The following is an 18,866-nucleotide window of genomic DNA, read 5'->3' as shown; positions in this document are numbered from 1 at the left end:
ATGGCCAGCATGTAGGCCAGCCCGATCACCAGGACGGCCAGCGTGGAGATGAACACGGTGCGCATGGGGTGACCTTAACCCCGTCGCGCCGAACGGGATACGGCAACTGTCACGTCGTCCAGAAGGTCACGGAACGGTAACGGTATGACACGTTTTTGGATATGACCGGTACGAACGGACTCCCTGTGGTTACCGTGGGTACCCATGACGCGGGTTACGGCCCGCCACAGGGAGTGACTCGCAACCAAGGTGAAGAAGGTCTGAACGTGTGGGAATTCGTGGGCGAGAGATACCGCCAGATCCTCTTCGCGGCCTGGCAGCACTTCAGCCTCGTCGTCCAGTGCCTGATCCTGGCCACCATCATCGCCGTCGTCATCGCGGCACTGGTGTACCGCAGCAGCGTGGCCAGCTCGACGGCTAACAGCATCTCGGCGATCGGGTTGACCATCCCGTCGTTTGCGATGATCGGCCTGCTGATCGCCCCGATGGGGTTCGGCGTCCCGCCCGCGGTCGCGGTGGTGGCGTTCTTCGCGACCCTGCCGATCCTGCGCAACGCGGTCGTCGGCCTCGCCGGGATCCCCTCCACCGTCGTTGAATCGGCGCGCGGGATCGGGATGAGCCGGTTCCGCACCCTGGCCACCGTGGAACTGCCCATGGCCTGGCCCGTCATCCTCACCGGCGTCCGCGTCTCCGCCCAGATGGTCATGGGCGTCGCGGCCATCGCCGCCTATTCGCTCGGCCCCGGCCTGGGCGGATTCATCTTTTCCGGTCTGTCCCGGCTCGGCGGCGCCAACGCCTTCGAGTCGGTGGTCGTCGGCGTCGTCGGCGTGATCCTGTTGGCCCTCATCCTCGACCTGCTGCTCGTCGGCCTGGGTCGTCTGACCACCCCGCGAGGTATCCGTGTCTGATCTGCAAACTTCCACCCAAGACACCCCCGAGGGTGTCACCGGCGCCTCGATCCTGCTGCAGGAGGTGACCAAGCGCTACCCGGGCCAGGCCCAGGCCGCCGTTGGCGGGCTGACCCTGGAGATCCCCGCCGGCTCCATCGTCATGCTGGTCGGCCCGTCGGGCTGCGGCAAGACGACGACCCTGAAGATGATCAACCGGCTCATCGAACCCAGCGGGGGCAGCATCGTCATCAATGGCGAGGACGTCACCGGCATGGACGGCGACAAGCTGCGCCGCCAGATCGGCTACGTCATCCAGGCCGGCGGCCTGTTCCCGCACATGACCGTGACGGCGAACATCGGGCTGGTCCCGAAGATGCTCGGCTGGGACAAGAAGCGCATCGCAGCCCGCGTGGACGAGCTGCTCGAACTGGTCTCGCTGGATCCGGACACGTACCGCGACCGGTACCCGAAGGAACTCTCCGGCGGCCAGCAGCAGCGCGTCGGCGTGGCCCGCGCGCTGGCCGCGGATCCGCCCATCCTGCTGATGGACGAGCCCTTCGGCGCCGTGGACCCGATCACGCGCCAGCGCCTGCAGGACGAACTGATCAACATCCAGCACGAACTGCAGAAGACCATCGTCTGCGTGACCCACGACTTCGACGAGGCCGTGAAGCTCGGCGACTGGATCGCCATCTTCAACGAGGGCGCCCAGCTGGTCCAGTACGATTCCCCGGAGCGCATCCTGGCGAGCCCGGCCAACGAGTTCGTCGAGAACTTCATCGGCTCCGGCGCCGGGCTCAAGCAGCTGACCCTCAACCGCGTGCATGACGTCCGGCTCGAAGAGGCCGTCACCGCGGCCCCGGGGGACATCGCCTCCGACGTGCTCTCCCGGTTGCAGGGCGCCGGCCACCAGAACGCCGTCATCGTGGACCGGCGCGGACGACCCACCCAGTGGCTCTCCCGCCGCCAGCTGAGCCGCATGCAGGTCATCACCGACCAGGTCGATGCGAACCTCGCGGTGGTCTCGGACCGATCCACCCTCAACGACGCGCTCGACGTCATGCTGGTCGGCAGCGTCAGCGCCGCGCTCGTCACCGGCCGCCGCGACGCCTTCCTGGGGCTGGTCACCGTCGACACCGTCATGGAGTCGATCCGGGCCGCGCAGGAAGCGGCCAAGGGCGACGCCAATTCGCCGGTGGGCCTGAACAGCGGGGCCATCCCGACGACCGCCGCCGCCACCGCCCTGGCCGCCGATGTCCCAGCAGACGCCCCGGCCGACACCGCCGACGGGGACGGCCGGCCATGAGCACGCCTGACACCCAGCGCACGGGAACCGGGCCCGTGGACGCCGGTGACGCCGAAGCCCCGTCCCGTCGGGCCACCGGCCCTTCCATCAAGCCGCTGATCTGGCAGCTCGTCGGCATCCTCATCGCCCTCGGGGCCGTGCTGATCTGGCTCGCTACCAGCGACCTGAGCGCCACCGAACGGGCAACCCTCGCCCCCGACGCGTTGTGGGGATACACCGTCGAACACCTGCAGCTGACGATCGTCGCCACGGTGATCGTGCTGGTCATCGCGATTCCGCTGGGCATCCTGCTGACGCGCGGACCGCTGCGCAAGGCCAGCGGCCCGATCGTCGCGGTGGCCAACTTCGGCCAGGCGGCCCCGGCCATCGGCCTGGTCGTGCTGCTGGCGTTCTGGGTCGGCTTCGGCTTCTGGGCGGCCATCATCGCCCTGGTCGCCTACGGGATCCTCCCGGTGCTGCGCAACACCATGGTCGGGTTGCGCCAGGTCGACGAGCGCCTCATCGAGGCCGGCCGCGGCATGGGCATGAGCGCCGGAGCCGTCCTGTGGAAGGTCGAACTGCCACTCGCCGTACCGGTGATGCTGGCCGGCATCCGCACCGCCCTGGTCCTGCTGGTGGGTACCGCCACGCTGGCCACGTTCATCAACGGCGGCGGCCTGGGCATCCTCATCACCACCGGCGTGAACCTGAACCTCGGCACCGTACTGGTGGCCGGCTCCCTGCTGGTGGCGCTGCTGGCACTGATCATCGACTGGCTGGGCCGACTCGTCGAGCACATCGCCCGCCCGAAGGGACTCTAGACATGGCTGCACCTCTGCAGGGCGTACGACGCCGGCTGCTCGCCTCCGCCGCGGCCCTCGCCGCCGTCGGGATGCTGGCCGGCTGCGGGCTGCAGCCCGCTGCCTCCTACGTCCCCGATGCGGGGCCGGGCACCATCAAGCCGGCCCCGGACCTGCCCAAGAACGCGAAGCTGACGGTCACGTCGAAGAACTTCACCGAGCAGCTGGTGCTCGGCAAGATCGCCGTGCTGGCCGCGAAGGCCGCCGGGTTCAAGGTCACGGACCTGACGAATGTGCCGGGCAGCCAGCCGGTCCGCGAGCTGATGCTCTCCCACCAGGCGGACTTCACCTGGGAGTACACCGGCACCGCCTGGATCACCTACATGGGCCACTCCAAGGGCATCCCGGACAAGCAGAAGCAGTGGCAGGCCGTCCACGACGAGGACCTGGCGAACGGCCTCACGTGGGGCAAGCCGGCGCCGCTGAACAACACGTACGCGTTCGCGGTGCGCCGCGAGGCCGTCAAGGACCTCGGTGGGATCAGCAAGCTCTCGCAGATCGCGGACCTTCCGGTCAAGGAGCGCACGTTCTGCGTGGAGGCGGAGTTCAACTCCCGGCCCGACGGATTCAACCCGATGCTCAAGGCCTATGGGCTCAAGCGCGGGTCGGCCCAGGGTGTGCCGGACGGCAACGTGGGCATCTACGACACCGGCGCGGTCTACTCGGCCACCGACAACGGGGACTGCAATTTCGGCGAGGTCTTCACGACCGATGGCCGCATCAAGTCGCTGGATCTGGTGGTGCTGGAGGACGACCGCAAGTTCTTCCCCGCCTACAACGCCGCGCCGGTCTACGACACCGAAACGCTGGAGGAGTACCCGCATCTGCGGGACGTCTTCAGCCAGATCTCCCCGCTGCTGACCGACGACGTGATGCGCGATCTGAATTTGCGGGTGGACGTGAAGGGTGAGGAACCGGCCGACGTGGCGTTCGACTGGATGGTCTCCGAAGGGCTGATCACCAAGAAGTAGAAGCCAGCGGCTCCGGGGCCCCAGAACCGGGCCCCCAGACCCTTGCGCCCGGACCGCTTCGGCGTAGCGTTCTGCGTGTGGGCAAGGAACCGCCGGATCCGGACACCGAAGCCGGGAAGATCAAGCGGCTGCTGATCGGCGAGCCGTTGCCGACGGAACAGCTGGAGGGCCATCTGCTGCCCAAGCGGCTGGCCCTGCCCGTCTTCGCCTCCGACGCGCTGTCCAGCGTCGCCTATGCGCCGCAGGAAATGACCATGATCCTGCTCGGCGGCGGGCTCGCTTTTCTGGCGTTGGCGCCTTGGGTGGCCCTGTGCGTGATGGCGCTGTTGGCGCTGGTGGTGCTCAGCTACCGGCAGGTCGTGCGCGCCTACCCCTCCGGCGGTGGGGATTACGCGGTGGCGCGTGCCAATCTCGGTGAACGCCCGGCCCTCGTGGTGGCCGCGGCCCTGACGGTCGACTACATCCTCACCGTCGCCGTATCCGTCGCCTCCGGGGTGGACAACATCATCTCCGCGCTGCCGGCCCTGCACCCGGTGAGGGTCGAGCTCGCGGTGGCCTTCGTCGTCGTCATCACCGCGATGAACCTGCGCGGCTTGCGCGAATCCTCGCGGGCCTTCGCCGTCCCCGTCTACCTGTTCATCGCCAGCGTGGCCCTGATGATCGGCGTCGGGCTGGTGCGGACGGCATTGGGCCACCCGCCGGTGGCCGTCAGCTCGGCCTATGGCGTCTCGCACCCGGAACCGGTCCAGGCGGCCCTGCTGTTGCTCGTGCTGCGTTCGTTCGCCAGCGGCTGCAGTGCGCTGACCGGGGTGGAGGCCATCGCCAACGGCGTCCCGGCCTTCCGCAAGCCCAAGGTCGCCAACGCCCAGGGAACACTGGTGCTGCTCGGGGTCGTGGCGATCTCCTTCTTCGCCGGGCTGACCCTGCTGGCGCTGGTGTCCGGGGTCCACTACGCCGAGCACCCGTGTGACCTGCAGGGGTTCACCGGATGCGCCGGCGAGCCCCAGCCGAGCCTGATCGCCCAGGTGGCCGCGGCGGTGTTCGGCGGCTCGTCCGTGCTGTTCTACGTGGTCCAGGCGGCCACCGCCGCGGTCCTGCTGCTGGCCGCGAACACCGCCTTCAACGGGTTCCCGCTGCTGGGCGCCACGCTGGCCCGGGACGGCTACGCGCCGAAGGCCCTGTTGAACCGCGGGGACCGGCTGGTCTTCTCCAACGGCTGCCTGGTCCTGGCCCTTGGGGGCCGTCGTCCTGCTGGTCGTCTACCAGGCCAGCGTCACCGGGTTGATCCAGCTCTACATCATCGGGGTCTTTGTCTCCTTCACACTGGGCCAGGCCGGAATGGTCCGGCACTGGTTGGCGCTGCTGCGGGGCACCGGCGACAAGCCGCGTTGGCTGCACAGCCGGCTGGCCCTGAATGCGGCCGGGGCGGTGTGCACCTCTGCGGTCCTCCTCGTGGTGGCGGTGACGAAGTTCACCCATGGGGCGTGGATCGTCTTCGTCCTCATCCCGCTGCTGTTCACCCTGTTGCTGGGCATCAACCGGTACTACGCGCGCGTGGAGGCCGAAGTCGGTGCAGACCCCGCCGTGGAATTCGGCAATGCGGGGGACCTGGGCATCGTTCTGGTCGGACGCATCACCAAGCCCGTCGAGAAGGCGCTGGACTACGCCCTGGCAGCCGGGCATGCGAACCTGTTGGCCATCCATGTCGCCATCGATGAAGATTCCGCGGCGGCCCTCCAACGCGACTGGGCGGCGGAGGGGCGCGGGGTCCGCCTGCTGATCCTGGAGTCCCCCTACCGGGAAACCGTCAGCCCGGTCGCCGATTTCATCCGCCATTACCGGGAGCGGCACGGCCCCACCGTCGTCACCGCCTACCTGCCCCAATACGTCGTCGGGCGTTGGTGGGAGAAGCTGCTGCAGAACCGCCGCGGGCGGCACATCCGCCAGCACCTGATGCTCGTCCACGGCGTGAGCGTGACCCTGGTGCCGTGGCTGCTGGGCTCCTCGGCCCGGATCCCGGTGACCGCGGCCCGCCCATTGCCGGGACAGACCCGCAGAGGCGACCCGCTGCGATCACGACCGGGCGACAGGGCACGACGGCGGACGGGGGGCATTTCTGTGCGGCGCCACCGGGGCGCGGATCCGGGGTCCTGAACGGTGGGGGATCAGCGGATCCAGCCATGCAGCTCGTCCGAGCCCTCGAACATGACCCCCCGGCCGTCGTCCTCGAAGTATCCGCGCTGCCTGTCGATGATGACGACGGCGGTTTCCACACGCAACCCTTCCCGGCGGGGACAGGTACAGGTGAAGGGGCCCGCCCGCTTCAGGGAAGCAGGACGGGCCCCGTGGAGGCGCCGGCGCAGAGGTTCCGGAGCCTCTCTCCAACCTATCGGCCGCCCACGTGCCCCGGAAGCATGGGGGGATGGGCGGCAAACCCGCGGACGGGCTACATCAGTTCTTGATGTAGCCGTTGGGGTTCAGGACGTACTTGGTGGCCGCTCCGGCGTCGAACTCGGCATAGCCGCGCGGCGCATCGTCAAGGGAAATGGCCTTGGCATTGACGTTCTTGGCGATGTTCACCTTGTCGTGCAGGATCGACATCATCAGGCCCCGGTGGTACTTCATGACCGGGCACTGCCCCGTGGTGAATGAAAGCGACTTCGCCCAGCCGGTGCCCAGGCTCAAGGACAGCGAGCCCTTCTTCGCGGCCTCGTCGGCGGCACCGGGGTCCCCGGTGACGTAAAGCCCGATGATTCCCAGCGCACCGCCCGTGCTCGTGACGTCCATCAAGGAGTTCAGCACGGTGGCCGGTGCCTCCTTGGCGCCCGCACCGTGACCCTTGGCCTCGAAGCCGACCGCGTCCACCGCACAGTCCACCGAGGGGGTCCCCAGGATCTGCTCGATCTGCTCCCCCGGGCCGCCCTGCGTCAGGTCGATGGTTTCACACCCAAAGCTGCGGGCCTGCGCGAGGCGGTCCGCGTTCATGTCCCCGACAATGACGACGGAGGCACCCAGTAGTTGCGCCGACGTCGCCGCGGCGAGGCCTACAGGCCCGGCCCCCGCGATATACACCGTGGACCCGACGCTCACCCCGGCCGACACGGCACCGTGGAAGCCCGTCGGGAAGATGTCGGAGAGCATGGTCAGGTCCATCATCTTTTCCAGCGCCTGGTCCCGGTCCGGGAACTTCAGCAGGTTCCAGTCCGCGTAGGGCACCAGCACATACTCGGCCTGGCCACCCACCCAGCCGCCCATGTCCACGTACCCGTAGGCGCTGCCGTAACCGGCCGGGTTCACGTTCAGACAGACGCCAGTCTTGCGCTCCTTGCAGTTGCGGCAGCGGCCGCAGGAGATGTTGAACGGGACCGAGCAGATGTCTCCGACCTTGATGAACTCCACGCCGGGGCCGACTTCAACGACTTCTCCGGTGATCTCGTGCCCCAGCACCAGATCGAGGGGTGCGGTGGTCCGTCCGCGCACCATGTGCTGGTCGGAACCGCAGATGTTCGTCGCGACGGTGCGCAGGATGACACCGTGCGGGACCTTGCGGCCCACGTTGTCCGGGTGCACGCCCGGCCCGTCCTTCAGCTCGAACGTGGGGTAGTCGATGTCGATGACCTCGACCTTCCCGGCTCCCTTGTACGCGACTGCCCTGTTTTCAGACATGTGATTTCAGTCCTTCCGAAATGGTGTTCAAATGGTTCCCCAGCGTCGTCTGGCAGCTACAAGCGAACGATCACTTCCTTCCACGTGGGGATGGCGTCCGACGGTCCCGCCGGGAGGACCTAGACGACATCGTCGTCGACCCAGTCCAACGTCTTGGTCACGGCCTTCTTCCACAGCCGGTATTGCCGGTCCCGTTCCGCGGAGTCCATGGCCGGACTCCAGCGCTTGCCCTCGCGCCAATTGGCCTCCACGTCCTCCTCGCCGTTCCAGAAGCCGACGGCGATCCCCGCCGCGTAGGCAGCACCCAGCGCCGTGGTTTCAGCGACCTCGGGACGCACGACGTCGACGTCGAGGATATCGGCCTGGAACTGCATGAGCAGTTCGTTGGCGACCATGCCGCCGTCGACCCGTAGCTCGGTCAGGTCCACGCCGGAATCGGCGTTCATCGCATCGAGCACTTCGCGGGACTGGAACGCGGTGGCTTCCAGCACCGCGCGGGCGATGTGGTTCTTGTTCACGAAGCGGGTCAGCCCGACGAGCGCGCCGCGCGCGTCGGCGCGCCAGTGCGGGGCGAACAGGCCCGAGAAGGCCGGTACGAAGTAGGCACCGCCGTTGTTGTCGACCTTGTTGGCGTAGTACTCGATGTCTGCGGCCTCCTCGAACAGGCCCAGGTTGTCCCGCAGCCACTGCACCAAGGAGCCGGTGACCGCGATCGAGCCCTCGAGGGCATAGACCTGCGGGGCCTTACCGATCTTGTAGCAAACGGTGGTCAGCAGCCCGTTCTTGCTCGCCACCGGTTCGGTGCCGGTGTTGAGCAGCATGAAATTGCCGGTGCCGTAGGTGTTCTTAGCGGCACCCTTCTTGAAGCAGGCCTGTCCGAATGTGGCTGCCTGCTGGTCACCCAGAATCCCGGCGATCGGCACGTCGGGGACCATGCCGCGCTGGCGCCCGTGGCCGTAGACCTCGGAGGAGGAGCGGATCTCGGGCAGCATCGAGAGCGGCACCCCCATCTCGGCGGCGATGTCCTCGTTCCAGGTCAGTGAATCGATGTTCATGAGCATGGTCCGTGAGGCGTTGGTGACATCGGTGACGTGTACGCCGCCATCGGTGCCGCCGGTCATGTTCCACAGCACCCAGGTGTCGGTGTTGCCGAACAGCAGGTCGCCGCGTTCGGCCGCTTCGCGGGCGCCCTCGACGTTGTCGAGGATCCACTTGATCTTCGGGCCGGAGAAATAGGTGGCCAGCGGAAGCCCCACGCGGGCCTTGTATTTCTCGGCACCTTCCGTGCCGCCGAGCTCCTCGACGATTTTCTGCGTGCGGGTATCCTGCCAGACGATCGCGTTGTAGACGGGTTTTCCGGTGTTCTTGTCCCAGACCACCGTGGTCTCGCGTTGGTTGGTGATACCGACGGCCGCCAGGTCCTGATGGGCGATGTTCCCGCGCGTCAGGGCCTGGCCGACCGCCTCGCGGACGTTGTTCCAGATTTGTTCGGGGTTGTGTTCGACCCAGCCGGCCCGCGGGAAGATCTGGTCGTGTTCGAGCTGGCCAACGGAGTGGATGGTTCCTTCGTGGGTGAACACGATCGCCCGGGAGCTGGTGGTTCCCTGGTCGATCGCGAGGACGTACTTGGTGTTCATGTCTTTTCCTATCGGTGGTGGCTGGCGGTGATCCGTGCTGGCGCTATGTGGGCCCGGTGCCGGTGCTCTAACCGACCCCGGCAGCGAGCGGGCCGAGCCGGACCAGGATTCCCGTACCAAGCACCTCCGAGACAAGGACCTTGGTGAGCGTGGCGTCCATCCTTGTCCTTTCCTCCGTGGATTTCGCGGTGCGTGTTTCCTGCTGTGATTGCCAGTGCCGTCTCTAGGTACCGGCAGGGCCCGCGGCGCCAGCCGAATCCGACGGTGATCCCGGCTTGAGCCCCGCGTCGGGAGGCGGCCTCAGCTTGGCCATCGGCGCGACGTCGTTGGCGCTCAATCGCGTTGACTCGGCGGCCTCGTCGTTGGGCTCGTTCTCGGCGGCTTCCTCGGCGTGGGCACGGGACCTGTATGACTCCATCTCGCGCTCGCGGGTGGCCTCATCCCACGCCAGCACGCCGGCCATGAGTGTGGAGATTTCCTCCAGGGCGGCCAGCCCCCGATCGGCGATCTCGTAGTTCAACCGGGTGCGGTGGAGCAGGACATCCTCCACATGTAGCGCCCCCTCGTGGCTGCCCGCGTAAACGATTTCTGCCCGGAGATAGGCGGGAGCGTGTTCGAGTGGGCGGGCCAGCGACTCGTCCTTGGCGCAAAGCCCAACGATGTCGGTGATCAGGGAGCCATACCGGTGCAGCAGGTGGTCCACCATGAAGTCCGACCAGCCGTAGGTCTTCGCATAGGTCCGGCTCCAGTTGCGCTGGACCTCGAGGTTAACCGCTCCAACCAGCGGGACGTTGCTGGTCACGGACGGGTTCTCCTGGGCTTCGGGGCCGAGCGCGAAGTCCACGGCGTCCTCGGCCATGATCCGATATGTGGTCAGCTTGCCGCCGGCGATGACGGTCAGTCCCGGCACCGGAGAGGCGGTGGTGTGTTCGCGGGAGACCTTTGCCGAATTCGTCCCCTCCTTGGTTCCCGGCTGCAGCAGCGGGCGCAAGCCGGCCCAGGTGCCGATGATGTCCTCACGGGTCAGCGGCCTGGCCAGTACCGCGTTGGCGTGTTCCAGGATGTAGTCGATGTCGGCAGACGTGGCGACGGGGTGCTGGAGCTCCTGCTTCCACGGGGTGTCCGTGGTGCCGATGACCCAGTAACGCGACCAGGGGATGACGAAGAGGACGCTCTTCTCTGTTTGGAGGATCAGCCCGGCCTCGCCCTTGATGCGTTCGCGGGGGACCACGATGTGAACCCCCTTCGACGCCTGCACGCGCAGCCCGCCCGTGCCACCGGCCAGTGACTCGGTTTCCTCCGTCCATACGCCGGTGGCATTGATGACGTTTCTGGCGTGGACGCGCAACTCGTCCCCGGTTTCCAGATCGCGCAGCAGCGCACCGTCAACGCGTCCGCGGCTATTGCGGGTGAGGTCGATGACTTGGGTCCGATTCGCCGCCTGGGCGCCGTGGGAGGCCGCCGTACGAACGAGGGTGGATACCAGGCGGGCGTCGTCCACCGAAGCATCCCAATAGCGGAGTGCGCCCACCGCCGCGTCGTGACGCAGATCCGGAAACAACTTGTTCATGCCCTTGCGGCTCAGGTGCTGGTGCAGCGGCAGCGGACGCTTTCCGGGGGTGATGCTGGCCAGGATGTCGTAGAGGGCGATGCCGGCCCCGACATAGGCGCGCTCCCAGACGTGGTGTTCGAGCGGGTAGAGGAAGGAGACCGGACGCACCAGGTGCGGTGCGAGCTTGGCGATCAGTTGGTCGCGCTCGGTGAGCGCCTCATGGACCAGGTGGAAATCGAGCATTTGCAGGTAGCGCAGGCCACCATGGACCAGCTTGCTGGAACGGCTGGAGGTTCCCGACGCCCAGTCCTGGGCTTCGACGACGGCGGTGGTCAGCCCCCTGGTCACGGCATCAAGGGCCGTGCCGGCGCCGGTGACACCACCGCCGATGACCAGGACGTCAAGTGGTTCCGCGGCGGAGGAGTCCCGCATGGCATCCAGGGCACTGGTCCGTGATTGAGGCGTCAATCGGGAACTGGATGACATCAAGGGGACCTCCAAACAATGGTTGTGTCTGTAGCGTCACACCAATCTTGATTTGGCACAATGGTTGACTTCGCTGAACCCTCTGACAAGGGCTGTTGCGGACGCATGCCGACGCTGGCCAGATTCCGTCATAGCCCCGTCACCAATTCCGACAGCTGTCTCGATGCGAAGGACATCCCGGCCGATCCGTTGCTGGTGCCCAGCGCCTAAATGCCCACAGCGAGGGAAACACCGTTACATCACCTCCAGTGACTTGGGCATCGGCCCGTGGGCACACCCGAAGCATCCGGAGGTCTTCCAGTGAGGCAACGTGTCGCTACAGGCGGAGGATCCCTAGGAGTTAATTCGTACCCTAGCTAAAGCGTGCCCGTGAGAGTTAGTCTTCGCTCAAGCCTGTTTGCCAACGCACTAAGGGTGAACGGAAACGAACGGCCAATGGAGGTTCGGCGTGAGCGACATCACCCCAATTCGAGGCGCGCTTCGAGGCGCCGTTCGCAACGGCAGTGGTCTCAAGCGACTGGGCGGGACATGGGGGGAGGTGCTCGCAGAGTTCCTGGGGACGTTTGTCCTCATCCTTCTGGGGGACGGTTCCGTCGCCATGGCGGTGGCAGCATTGCCGGGGTCGGGCCGCACCGAAGGAGCCAATATCTTCTTCCAGGGATCCGGGGACTGGATGCTGATCGCCTGGGGCTGGGCGTTTGCCGTGGCGTTCGGGGTGTACATCGCCGGCGGTGTCAGCGGGGCGCATCTCAACCCGGCCGTGACACTGGCATTCGCGGTCCGGCGCAAATTCGCGTGGAAGAAGGTGATCCCGTACATCATCGCCCAGGTGGTCGGAGCCTTTGCTGCCGCCGCCGTGGTCTACGCCGTCTACTGGCAAGCCATCGATGCGTTCAACCAAGCAGCGAAAACCGCCAGGGATGCGGCCGGAGGCCTGGCCACGTATTCGATCTTCGCGACCTTCCCGGCGCCATATTACAACGGCGACAACTTCGGGCCGCTGGTGGATCAGATCGTCGGCACCGCGCTTCTGCTGATGCTGATCGCCGCCGTCATCGACATGCGCAATGGCGGGGTGAAAGCAAACCTCGGCCCCCTCATCATCGGGTTCAGCGTCGCAGCGATCGGCATATCATTCGGCGCCAACGCCGGATACGCGATCAACCCCGCCCGCGACTTCGGCCCCCGGCTCTTCGCGTGGATGGCGGGCTGGGGGGACACGGCGCTACCGGGCACGATCGACGGATCGTTCAGTTGGTACTTCTGGGTTCCCATCGTCGGCCCACTGGTGGGTGGCCTCATCGGCATCCTGGTGTACGACCTGTTCATCGGTGACATCCTGCACGCCCGTTTCCGGCTGCAGCAACTGGAGGGGGAGGCCGGGCCAGGGACCGAGGAAGCCGCACCGCTCGATTCGAACGAACCGAACCAGGCGAACGCCCCGAAGGGGACGACGGGCCGCAGGGCAGCGTCCGACCCGCCGAGCGCATCGGACGAGGAGTAGCCAACCACCGGCTCCGCTTCTCCGGGGGCAAGACGATGCCGCCTCACCACCGGTAATCTTCTCGGCGGCCGAGGATCATCCGGTGCGTGTTACGCGTAGGGGTGGGGCGTCAGATCCCTGACAATGTTGCGGCAGTCCGCGCCAACGCCCCGGGAACCAGCGAATAGTAGGCCCAGGTCCCGCGCTTCTCGCGATGCAGCAGGCCGGCCTCGACCAGGATCCTGAGGTGGTGGGAGACGGTGGGCTGACCCAGGTCCAGGGGTGCGGTCAAGTCGCAGACGCAGGCTTCGCCGTCGTCACCCGCCTTCACGATGGAGAGCAGCCGCAGCCGGTTCGGATCGGACAGGGCCTTGAAGACGAGCGCCTTGTGTGCGGCCTCGTCGGCGCTGAGACCCGGGACTGCCGTGGGGATGCAGCATGCGGCGTCGGTGGCCGGCGCCAAGCTGTCGAGGGAGGTCATGGGCACCATTATGCACCTATATTGACATTCATCAATATAGGCGTGGATACTGTGGATCGACCATCATCGATCTTCCGAGAGGTGCCACCGTCCCGTGAGCCACCACAGCGCCCTGTCCACCGTGCGGTCCCCGGAGGCCGCCGTCGCCGGCCGGCTGTCCACGCTGGACCGCTTCCTCCCGGTGTGGATCATTGCCGCCATGGCCCTGGGCTTGCTGCTTGGCCGGTTCGTGCCGGGCCTGGACACCGCGCTGGACGCGGTGCGGATCGGCGACGTCTCCCTGCCGATCGCCGTGGGGCTGCTCGTGATGATGTATCCGGTGCTGGCCAAGGTCCGCTACGACCAGGCCCACCGTGTCGTCGCCGACCGCAAGCTGCTGGTCACCTCGCTGCTCATCAACTGGATCGCCGCCCCGGCCTTCATGTTCGCGCTGGCCTGGATCTTCCTGCCCGACCTGCCCGAATACCGCACCGGGCTGATCATCGTCGGTTTGGCCCGGTGCATCGCCATGGTGATGATCTGGAACGATCTGGCCTGCGGTGACCGGGAGGCCGCGGCCGTGCTGGTGTTCATCAACTCCGTCTTCCAGGTCATCGCCTTCGGTGGGCTCGGCTGGTTCTACCTGCAGGTCCTGCCCGGTTGGCTCGGCCTGCCCACGACCAGTGCGGACTTTTCCTTCTGGGCGATCACCGCCTCGGTGCTGATCTTCCTCGGGATCCCACTGCTGGCCGGATTCCTGACCCGAACCCTGGGGGAGAGGGCCAAGGGCCGTGAGTGGTACGAGGGGCGGTTCCTGCCGCGGATCGGACCCTGGGCGTTGTATGGACTGCTCTTCACCATCGTCCTGCTCTTCGCCTTGCAGGGTGGGACCATCACGTCCCGGCCGATGGATGTCGTCCGCATCGCGCTGCCGCTGCTGGTCTACTTCGTCGTCGTCTTCGGTGCCGGCATGCTCATCGGCAGGCTCCTGCACCTGGGATACGCGAAGACGACGACGCTGGCGTTCACGGCGGCGGGAAACAACTTCGAGCTGGCCATCGCCGTGGCCATCGGAACGTTCGGCGTGACCTCGGGCCAGGCGCTGGCCGGCGTGGTCGGCCCACTGATCGAGGTCCCGGCGCTGGTGGCGCTGGTCTACGTGGCGCTGTGGGCCCGCAAGCGATTCTTCGCCCCTGACAGCGCCGACCTGCCAACTTCGACGAGGAGCATGAACCCATGAGCACAACCGAGGCCATCACGAAGCCGTCCGTCCTGTTCGTCTGCGTCCACAATGCCGGCCGCTCCCAGATGGCCGCCGCATACCTCGCCTCGCTGTCCGGTGGGGCCATCGAGGTCCGCTCCGCCGGATCCGAGCCCGCCGATTCGGTCAATCCGGCGGCAGTGGCGGCCATGGCGGAGGAGGGCATCGACCTGTCCGCCGAAACGCCCAAGGTCCTCACCGTCGATGCGGTGCGCGAATCCGACGTCGTGATCACCATGGGCTGCGGCGACACCTGCCCGGTCTTCCCCGGGAAACGCTACGAGGACTGGGAACTCGATGACCCCGCCGGCCAGGGAATCGAGGCGGTCCGCCCCATACGTGACGACATCAAGGCCCGCATCCAGGCCCTCGTCGCGGAACTGCTGCCGGCCCGCGAATAGCCGCTCGGCCGGGGGACCGCTGGTCCTTCGTGTCGCGGAGCGCACCGAGAATTCACGCATCAAGGAGCATGACGAACATGACGAATCAGCCCAACGATTTGCCGGTTGCGATCATCGGGGCCGGGCCCGTGGGCCTGGCGGTGGCGGCCAACCTCATCGAACGTGGACTGACTCCCCTCATCTTCGAATCCGGTGAGCGGGTTGGCGCAGCCATCCGGGCCTGGGGGCACATCCGCCTGTTCTCCCCGTGGCGGCACAACATCGATCCCAGCTCCCGTCGCCTGCTCGAGCCGACCGGCTGGACCGAGCCGCGGCTGTCGGCCCTGCCGTACGGCGCCGAGCTCGTCGAGCAGTACCTCGAACCGCTCGCCGCACTGCCTGCCATCGCCGAGGCCCTGCACCTTTCAACGACCGTCACGGCAGTCAGTCGCGTCGGCATGGACAAGACCCACTCCCGCGGACGGGACGGACGACCCTTCCTGGTCCGCGTCTCGACCGCAGCAGGAACCACGGTTGACCACCAGGCCCGCGCGGTAGTCGACGCCTCCGGCACCTGGGCCCAGCCCAACCCGCTGGGACAGTCTGGGCTGGCCGCGCCCGGCGAAACTGCGGCCATCGCCCGTGGCCTGATCACGAAGCCGCTGCCCGACGTCACCGGTGCCGACCGCCCCCGGTTCGCCGGCAAGCATGTCCTGGTGATCGGTGCCGGGCACTCGGCCGCCAACACCCTGATCGCCCTGGGCCAGCTGGCCAAGAACGAACCCGGCACCAGGATCAGCTGGGCCGTGCGCGCCCCCGATGCCACCCGTCTCTATGGCGGCGGAGACCTCGACGGGCTGCCCGCCCGCGGCCAGCTCGGGACCCGCCTGCGCGAGCTCGTCGAGGACGGGCACATCGAACTGCGCACGTCCTTCACCACGATCTCCTTCGCGACCGGTGACCGTCTGGCCGTCACGGGGGCCACGCCGGACGGGGAAGCAATGCTGGACGTGGACGTGCTGATCCCCGCCACTGGGTTCCGTCCCGATCTGGGTACGCTGCGCGAGATCCGCCTCGAGCTCGATCCCGCCGTGGAGGCGCCACGCGCCCTGGGGCCGCTGATCGACCCCGAATTCCATTCCTGCGGGACCGTCCCGGCACACGGGGCCAAGGAGCTGGCCCACCCGGAGCGCGACTTCTACATCGCCGGCATGAAGTCCTACGGACGCGCGCCCACCTTCCTGCTCGCCACCGGCTACGAGCAGGTCCGCTCCATCGTCGCCGCGGTCGCCGGAGAACAGGCCGCCGCCGCACAGGTCCATCTGGATCTGCCCGAAACCGGGGTCTGCTCCACGGACCTCGGAGGCAGCTGCGACGCCCCGGCAGAATCCGGACAGGACACGACGGTGGATTCCTGCTGCTCCGTGCCCGAACCGGTCCTCATCGGCATCCCCACCGGCCTGGCCCATGGGCGCTCCGCCGTGCCATGACCCATGAAGTGCCCTGCCCGGTAGGGGTCCCGTCGCCGAGGGCCGTGACGGGGACGACGGCGAACAGGGACCGGGCTGCGATAGCTTGGAAGAATGAGTGGCCCGGAGGTTCCGGGCCCGGAAGGAGCACCGTGTCCGTCGTCGTCATCAATGCCCTGCAGGTCCCCGTCGAGGCCGGATCCGAACTCGAGAAGCGCTTCGCCGCCCGCAAGCACTCGGTGGACGGCCAACCGGGTTTCGAGGGGTTCCAGCTGCTGCGCCCCGTCGCCGGCGAGGACCGCTACTTCGTCTATACGCAGTGGGCCACACGCGAGGACTTCGAGAACTGGCGTGACCAGCGCGCCCCGCACGACCACTCGAAGGGCGCGCCGGTCGCCACCGGCATGGGGCTGCTGGAGTTCGAGGTCGTCGACCTCGGGGAGTAGCCGGGGCCTGCCCCTCAGGAGCGCGGGGATGACGACGAAGTCTGGGCTCCGTCGTCGTCACCGATCTGTGCCCCCGAATCGTTACCCAGAATGATGTTCAAGCTTCAAGTACCCGGGATATGCTTCACGCATCTGATCGATTTATCGCCCTGGGGGGACCAACTTGACCGCATCGTGGGGGCTACCGCCTGCCCCAAAAAAGACACGAGGACCCCGATTCTGGCTGGTGCTCGCAGTGGCCGCCATCGTCATCATCCTCCTGCTGATCACAGCTCCTTTCGCGCTGGTGATTTTGGGGGTCCTCGCACTCCTCTTCGCCTTGGTGGTCCTGGTGATCGGCCACGCCCGATGGGCCAGGGTCCCACACCGCAAGGCAGCCGCCGGGGTAGCCGGAGCGGCGTTGGTGCTGGTTATCGTGGCCACCGGCGTCGGAGCGGCCTCGACGACCTCCACTCCCGACGTGACAGCACAGACGGAGTCCGGGGCCTCCGAGGGCGCGGTTCCGAGCGCAGGGCCGGAATTGGCCAGTTTCGTGGGCCAGGCATGTGAAGGCGACCAGCTCGTCATGACGCAAGACGGTGAGAACAACTACTGCGACGAGAACGACGGCGGGGCCTTCGTCTGGGTCGCAGCGGCTGACCATGAGAAAGCGGAGGCAGCGGCCGTAGCCCTTGCGTCCCAACAAGCCGCGGACCAGGCCAAGACCGAGAAGGCCGCCGCGTCGAAGGCCGCTGCGTCGAAGGCCGCTGCCGAGGCCAAGGCCCGCCGGAAGACGGCGGCGAAGCAGGCCGCAGCTGAAGAGAAGGCCGCTGCGAAGGCCAAAGCCAAGAAGGCCGCGCAGCAGGAGAGCGCGCGGAAGGCCACCGCCGCCCAAGCCGCCCGGAACGCCGAGAAGAGGGCTGCCGAGAAGGCTGCCGTTGCCCGGAAGAAGAGCTTTGTCGCCCAGCCGGTGGTGCCGGAGAAACCCGCGCCGACGTCGGCCTACTACAAGAACTGCACGGCAGTGCGGGACGCCGGGGCCGATCCGATCCACGTCGGCGACCCGGGATACAGTCGCAAGCTCGACCGTGACGGAGACGGTGTCGGTTGCGAGTAGACTCCGCCACCGAAGCCGGCGCGGTTACCAGCGGCAGGCGATGGTTCTCAGTGGTGTTGGCCGGCACTGTCCTGCTGGGACTTGCCGCTTGCGGCGAAGCGGATACCTCCCAGCAAGCGGGACCGGTGGTCATCACGACGGAATCGCCGAGGCCGGGTCCGCTCGTCGTCTGGTCCGAGACCCCGACCGCTCCGGTGTCGTCCGCAGCAGTTGTCTCCTCCGAAGGCGACCCGGCTCAGCGGGTCACGACGAGTTCTTCCGCCCCGGCGAGGTCGGCCGCTCCGAAGGCTCCGGTACGCAAGCCGTCCGCACCCGCAACGAAGGAACGGCCGGACCGGGCGGCAGCGGGGACCGTCCTCGCCCAACTGGCTACCCTGCCGGTTAAGGGACGGGCACCGAAGACGGGGTACGAGCGATCGAACTTCGGCTCCGGCTGGAAGGATCCGGATCGGAATGGCTGCGACGGGCGCAACGACATCTTGCGCCGTGACCTCAATGCCGTGGTGGCCCGGCCGGGAACCCAAGGATGCGTCATTACCTCGGGCATCCTCAACGACCCCTACACGGGGACCTTCATCGACTTCGTCCGCGGGCAGGGCACGAGCAACGCGGTTCAGATCGACCATGTCGTGGCCTTGTCGGACGCCTGGCAGAAGGGTGCCCAGCAGCTGGCGGCCGACCGACGCGTCGCGCTGGCCAACGACCCGTTGAACCTCCTCGCCGTCGATGGACCGACCAACGCCTCCAAAGGGGACGGCGACGCCGCGACCTGGCTGCCGCCACGCAAATCGTTTCGTTGTGCCTATGTGGCGCGGCAGACGGCAGTGAAGGCGAAGTACGGCCTCTGGGTCACCCGGGCCGAGCACGATGCGATCAAACGCATTGTGACGGCGCAATGCCCGGGTCAAAAGGCGCTGCGGTAGG

At 67.3% G+C, this 18,866-nt stretch carries 15 protein-coding genes and 1 pseudogene; 12 read left to right on the top strand and 4 right to left on the bottom strand.

All coding sequences use genetic code 11. The annotated features are described in order from the left end of the window. Nucleotides 1-266: 266 nt before the first annotated feature. The 5 genes and pseudogenes from AC1MEQ_RS08885 to AC1MEQ_RS08865 all read left to right on the top strand — a co-directional run bounded on the left by AC1MEQ_RS08885 (nt 267) and on the right by AC1MEQ_RS08865 (nt 6,160). Nucleotides 267-908, top strand: coding sequence for an ABC transporter permease (locus tag AC1MEQ_RS08885; RefSeq protein ID WP_479795845.1), 642 nt, complete (start codon nt 267-269; stop codon nt 906-908). After that, nucleotides 901-2,196, top strand: a complete 1,296-nt coding sequence (locus AC1MEQ_RS08880; protein ID WP_479795844.1) for an ATP-binding cassette domain-containing protein — start codon at nt 901-903, stop codon at nt 2,194-2,196. The genes AC1MEQ_RS08885 and AC1MEQ_RS08880 overlap by 8 nt, the downstream gene beginning before the upstream one ends. Beyond that, on the top strand, nt 2,193-2,996 hold the full coding sequence (locus tag AC1MEQ_RS08875; protein ID WP_479795843.1) for an ABC transporter permease: 804 nt from the start codon (nt 2,193-2,195) through the stop codon (nt 2,994-2,996). Before AC1MEQ_RS08880 ends, AC1MEQ_RS08875 begins: the two co-directional genes overlap by 4 nt. 2 nt (nt 2,997-2,998) lie before the next feature. After that, the gene (locus AC1MEQ_RS08870) at nt 2,999-4,006 is read left to right on the top strand and encodes a glycine betaine ABC transporter substrate-binding protein (RefSeq protein WP_479795842.1); all 1,008 of its coding nucleotides are present in this window, start codon (nt 2,999-3,001) and stop codon (nt 4,004-4,006) included. Between the two features lie 131 nt (nt 4,007-4,137). Then, nucleotides 4,138-6,160: pseudogene (locus AC1MEQ_RS08865) on the top strand (APC family permease). Nucleotides 6,161-6,457: 297 nt separating this feature from the next. Here the strand turns inward: AC1MEQ_RS08865 and fdhA are convergent. The 3 genes from fdhA to AC1MEQ_RS08850 form a co-directional block, all read right to left on the bottom strand. Further along, on the bottom strand, nt 6,458-7,672 hold the full coding sequence (gene fdhA / locus AC1MEQ_RS08860) for a formaldehyde dehydrogenase, glutathione-independent (protein WP_479795841.1): 1,215 nt from the start codon (nt 7,670-7,672) through the stop codon (nt 6,458-6,460). Between the two features lie 119 nt (nt 7,673-7,791). Next, nucleotides 7,792-9,309 carry a glycerol kinase GlpK gene (gene glpK / locus AC1MEQ_RS08855; RefSeq protein ID WP_479795840.1) on the bottom strand — a complete coding sequence of 506 codons (1,518 nt, stop codon included), beginning with the start codon at nt 9,307-9,309 and terminating at the stop codon, nt 7,792-7,794. A 223-nt stretch (nt 9,310-9,532) separates the two neighbouring features. After that, complete coding sequence (locus AC1MEQ_RS08850) at nt 9,533-11,347, bottom strand: glycerol-3-phosphate dehydrogenase/oxidase (RefSeq protein ID WP_479795839.1); 1,815 nt, start codon at nt 11,345-11,347, stop codon at nt 9,533-9,535. Between the two features lie 448 nt (nt 11,348-11,795). Between AC1MEQ_RS08850 and AC1MEQ_RS08845 the strand changes: the two genes are divergently transcribed. Further along, complete coding sequence (locus AC1MEQ_RS08845) at nt 11,796-12,851, top strand: MIP/aquaporin family protein (RefSeq protein ID WP_479795838.1); 1,056 nt, start codon at nt 11,796-11,798, stop codon at nt 12,849-12,851. A 109-nt stretch (nt 12,852-12,960) separates the two neighbouring features. Here AC1MEQ_RS08845 and AC1MEQ_RS08840 read toward each other — a convergent pair whose 3' ends face one another. Then, entirely contained in the window at nt 12,961-13,311 is a 351-nt protein-coding gene (locus AC1MEQ_RS08840; RefSeq protein WP_479795837.1) for an ArsR/SmtB family transcription factor, read from the bottom strand. A gap of 199 nt (nt 13,312-13,510) precedes the next feature. Here AC1MEQ_RS08840 and arsB point away from each other — a divergent pair, with 199 nt between their 5' ends. The 6 genes from arsB (at nt 13,511) to AC1MEQ_RS08810 (ending at nt 18,865) form a co-directional block, all read left to right on the top strand. Beyond that, entirely contained in the window at nt 13,511-14,530 is a 1,020-nt protein-coding gene (gene arsB, locus AC1MEQ_RS08835) for an ACR3 family arsenite efflux transporter (protein WP_479796095.1), read from the top strand. After that, on the top strand, nt 14,527-14,952 hold the full coding sequence (locus AC1MEQ_RS08830) for an arsenate reductase ArsC (protein WP_479795836.1): 426 nt from the start codon (nt 14,527-14,529) through the stop codon (nt 14,950-14,952). The genes arsB and AC1MEQ_RS08830 overlap by 4 nt, the downstream gene beginning before the upstream one ends. A 68-nt stretch (nt 14,953-15,020) precedes the next feature. Continuing rightward, nucleotides 15,021-16,421, top strand: coding sequence for an NAD(P)-binding domain-containing protein (locus tag AC1MEQ_RS08825; protein WP_479795834.1), 1,401 nt, complete (start codon nt 15,021-15,023; stop codon nt 16,419-16,421). Nucleotides 16,422-16,552: 131 nt separating this feature from the next. After that, the gene (locus AC1MEQ_RS08820; protein ID WP_479795832.1) at nt 16,553-16,846 is read left to right on the top strand and encodes an antibiotic biosynthesis monooxygenase family protein; all 294 of its coding nucleotides are present in this window, start codon (nt 16,553-16,555) and stop codon (nt 16,844-16,846) included. A gap of 226 nt (nt 16,847-17,072) precedes the next feature. Next, entirely contained in the window at nt 17,073-17,942 is an 870-nt protein-coding gene (locus AC1MEQ_RS08815; protein WP_479795830.1) for an excalibur calcium-binding domain-containing protein, read from the top strand. 53 nt (nt 17,943-17,995) lie between these two features. After that, the gene (locus AC1MEQ_RS08810; protein WP_479795828.1) at nt 17,996-18,865 is read left to right on the top strand and encodes an HNH endonuclease family protein; all 870 of its coding nucleotides are present in this window, start codon (nt 17,996-17,998) and stop codon (nt 18,863-18,865) included. Nucleotide 18,866: the final 1 nt, after the last annotated feature.

The sequence above is a fragment of the Arthrobacter sp. ASL1 genome, from assembly GCF_056680475.1.
Note: the sequence above shows the minus strand (reverse complement) of the source record. Positions and strands in the feature narration are given on the sequence as shown.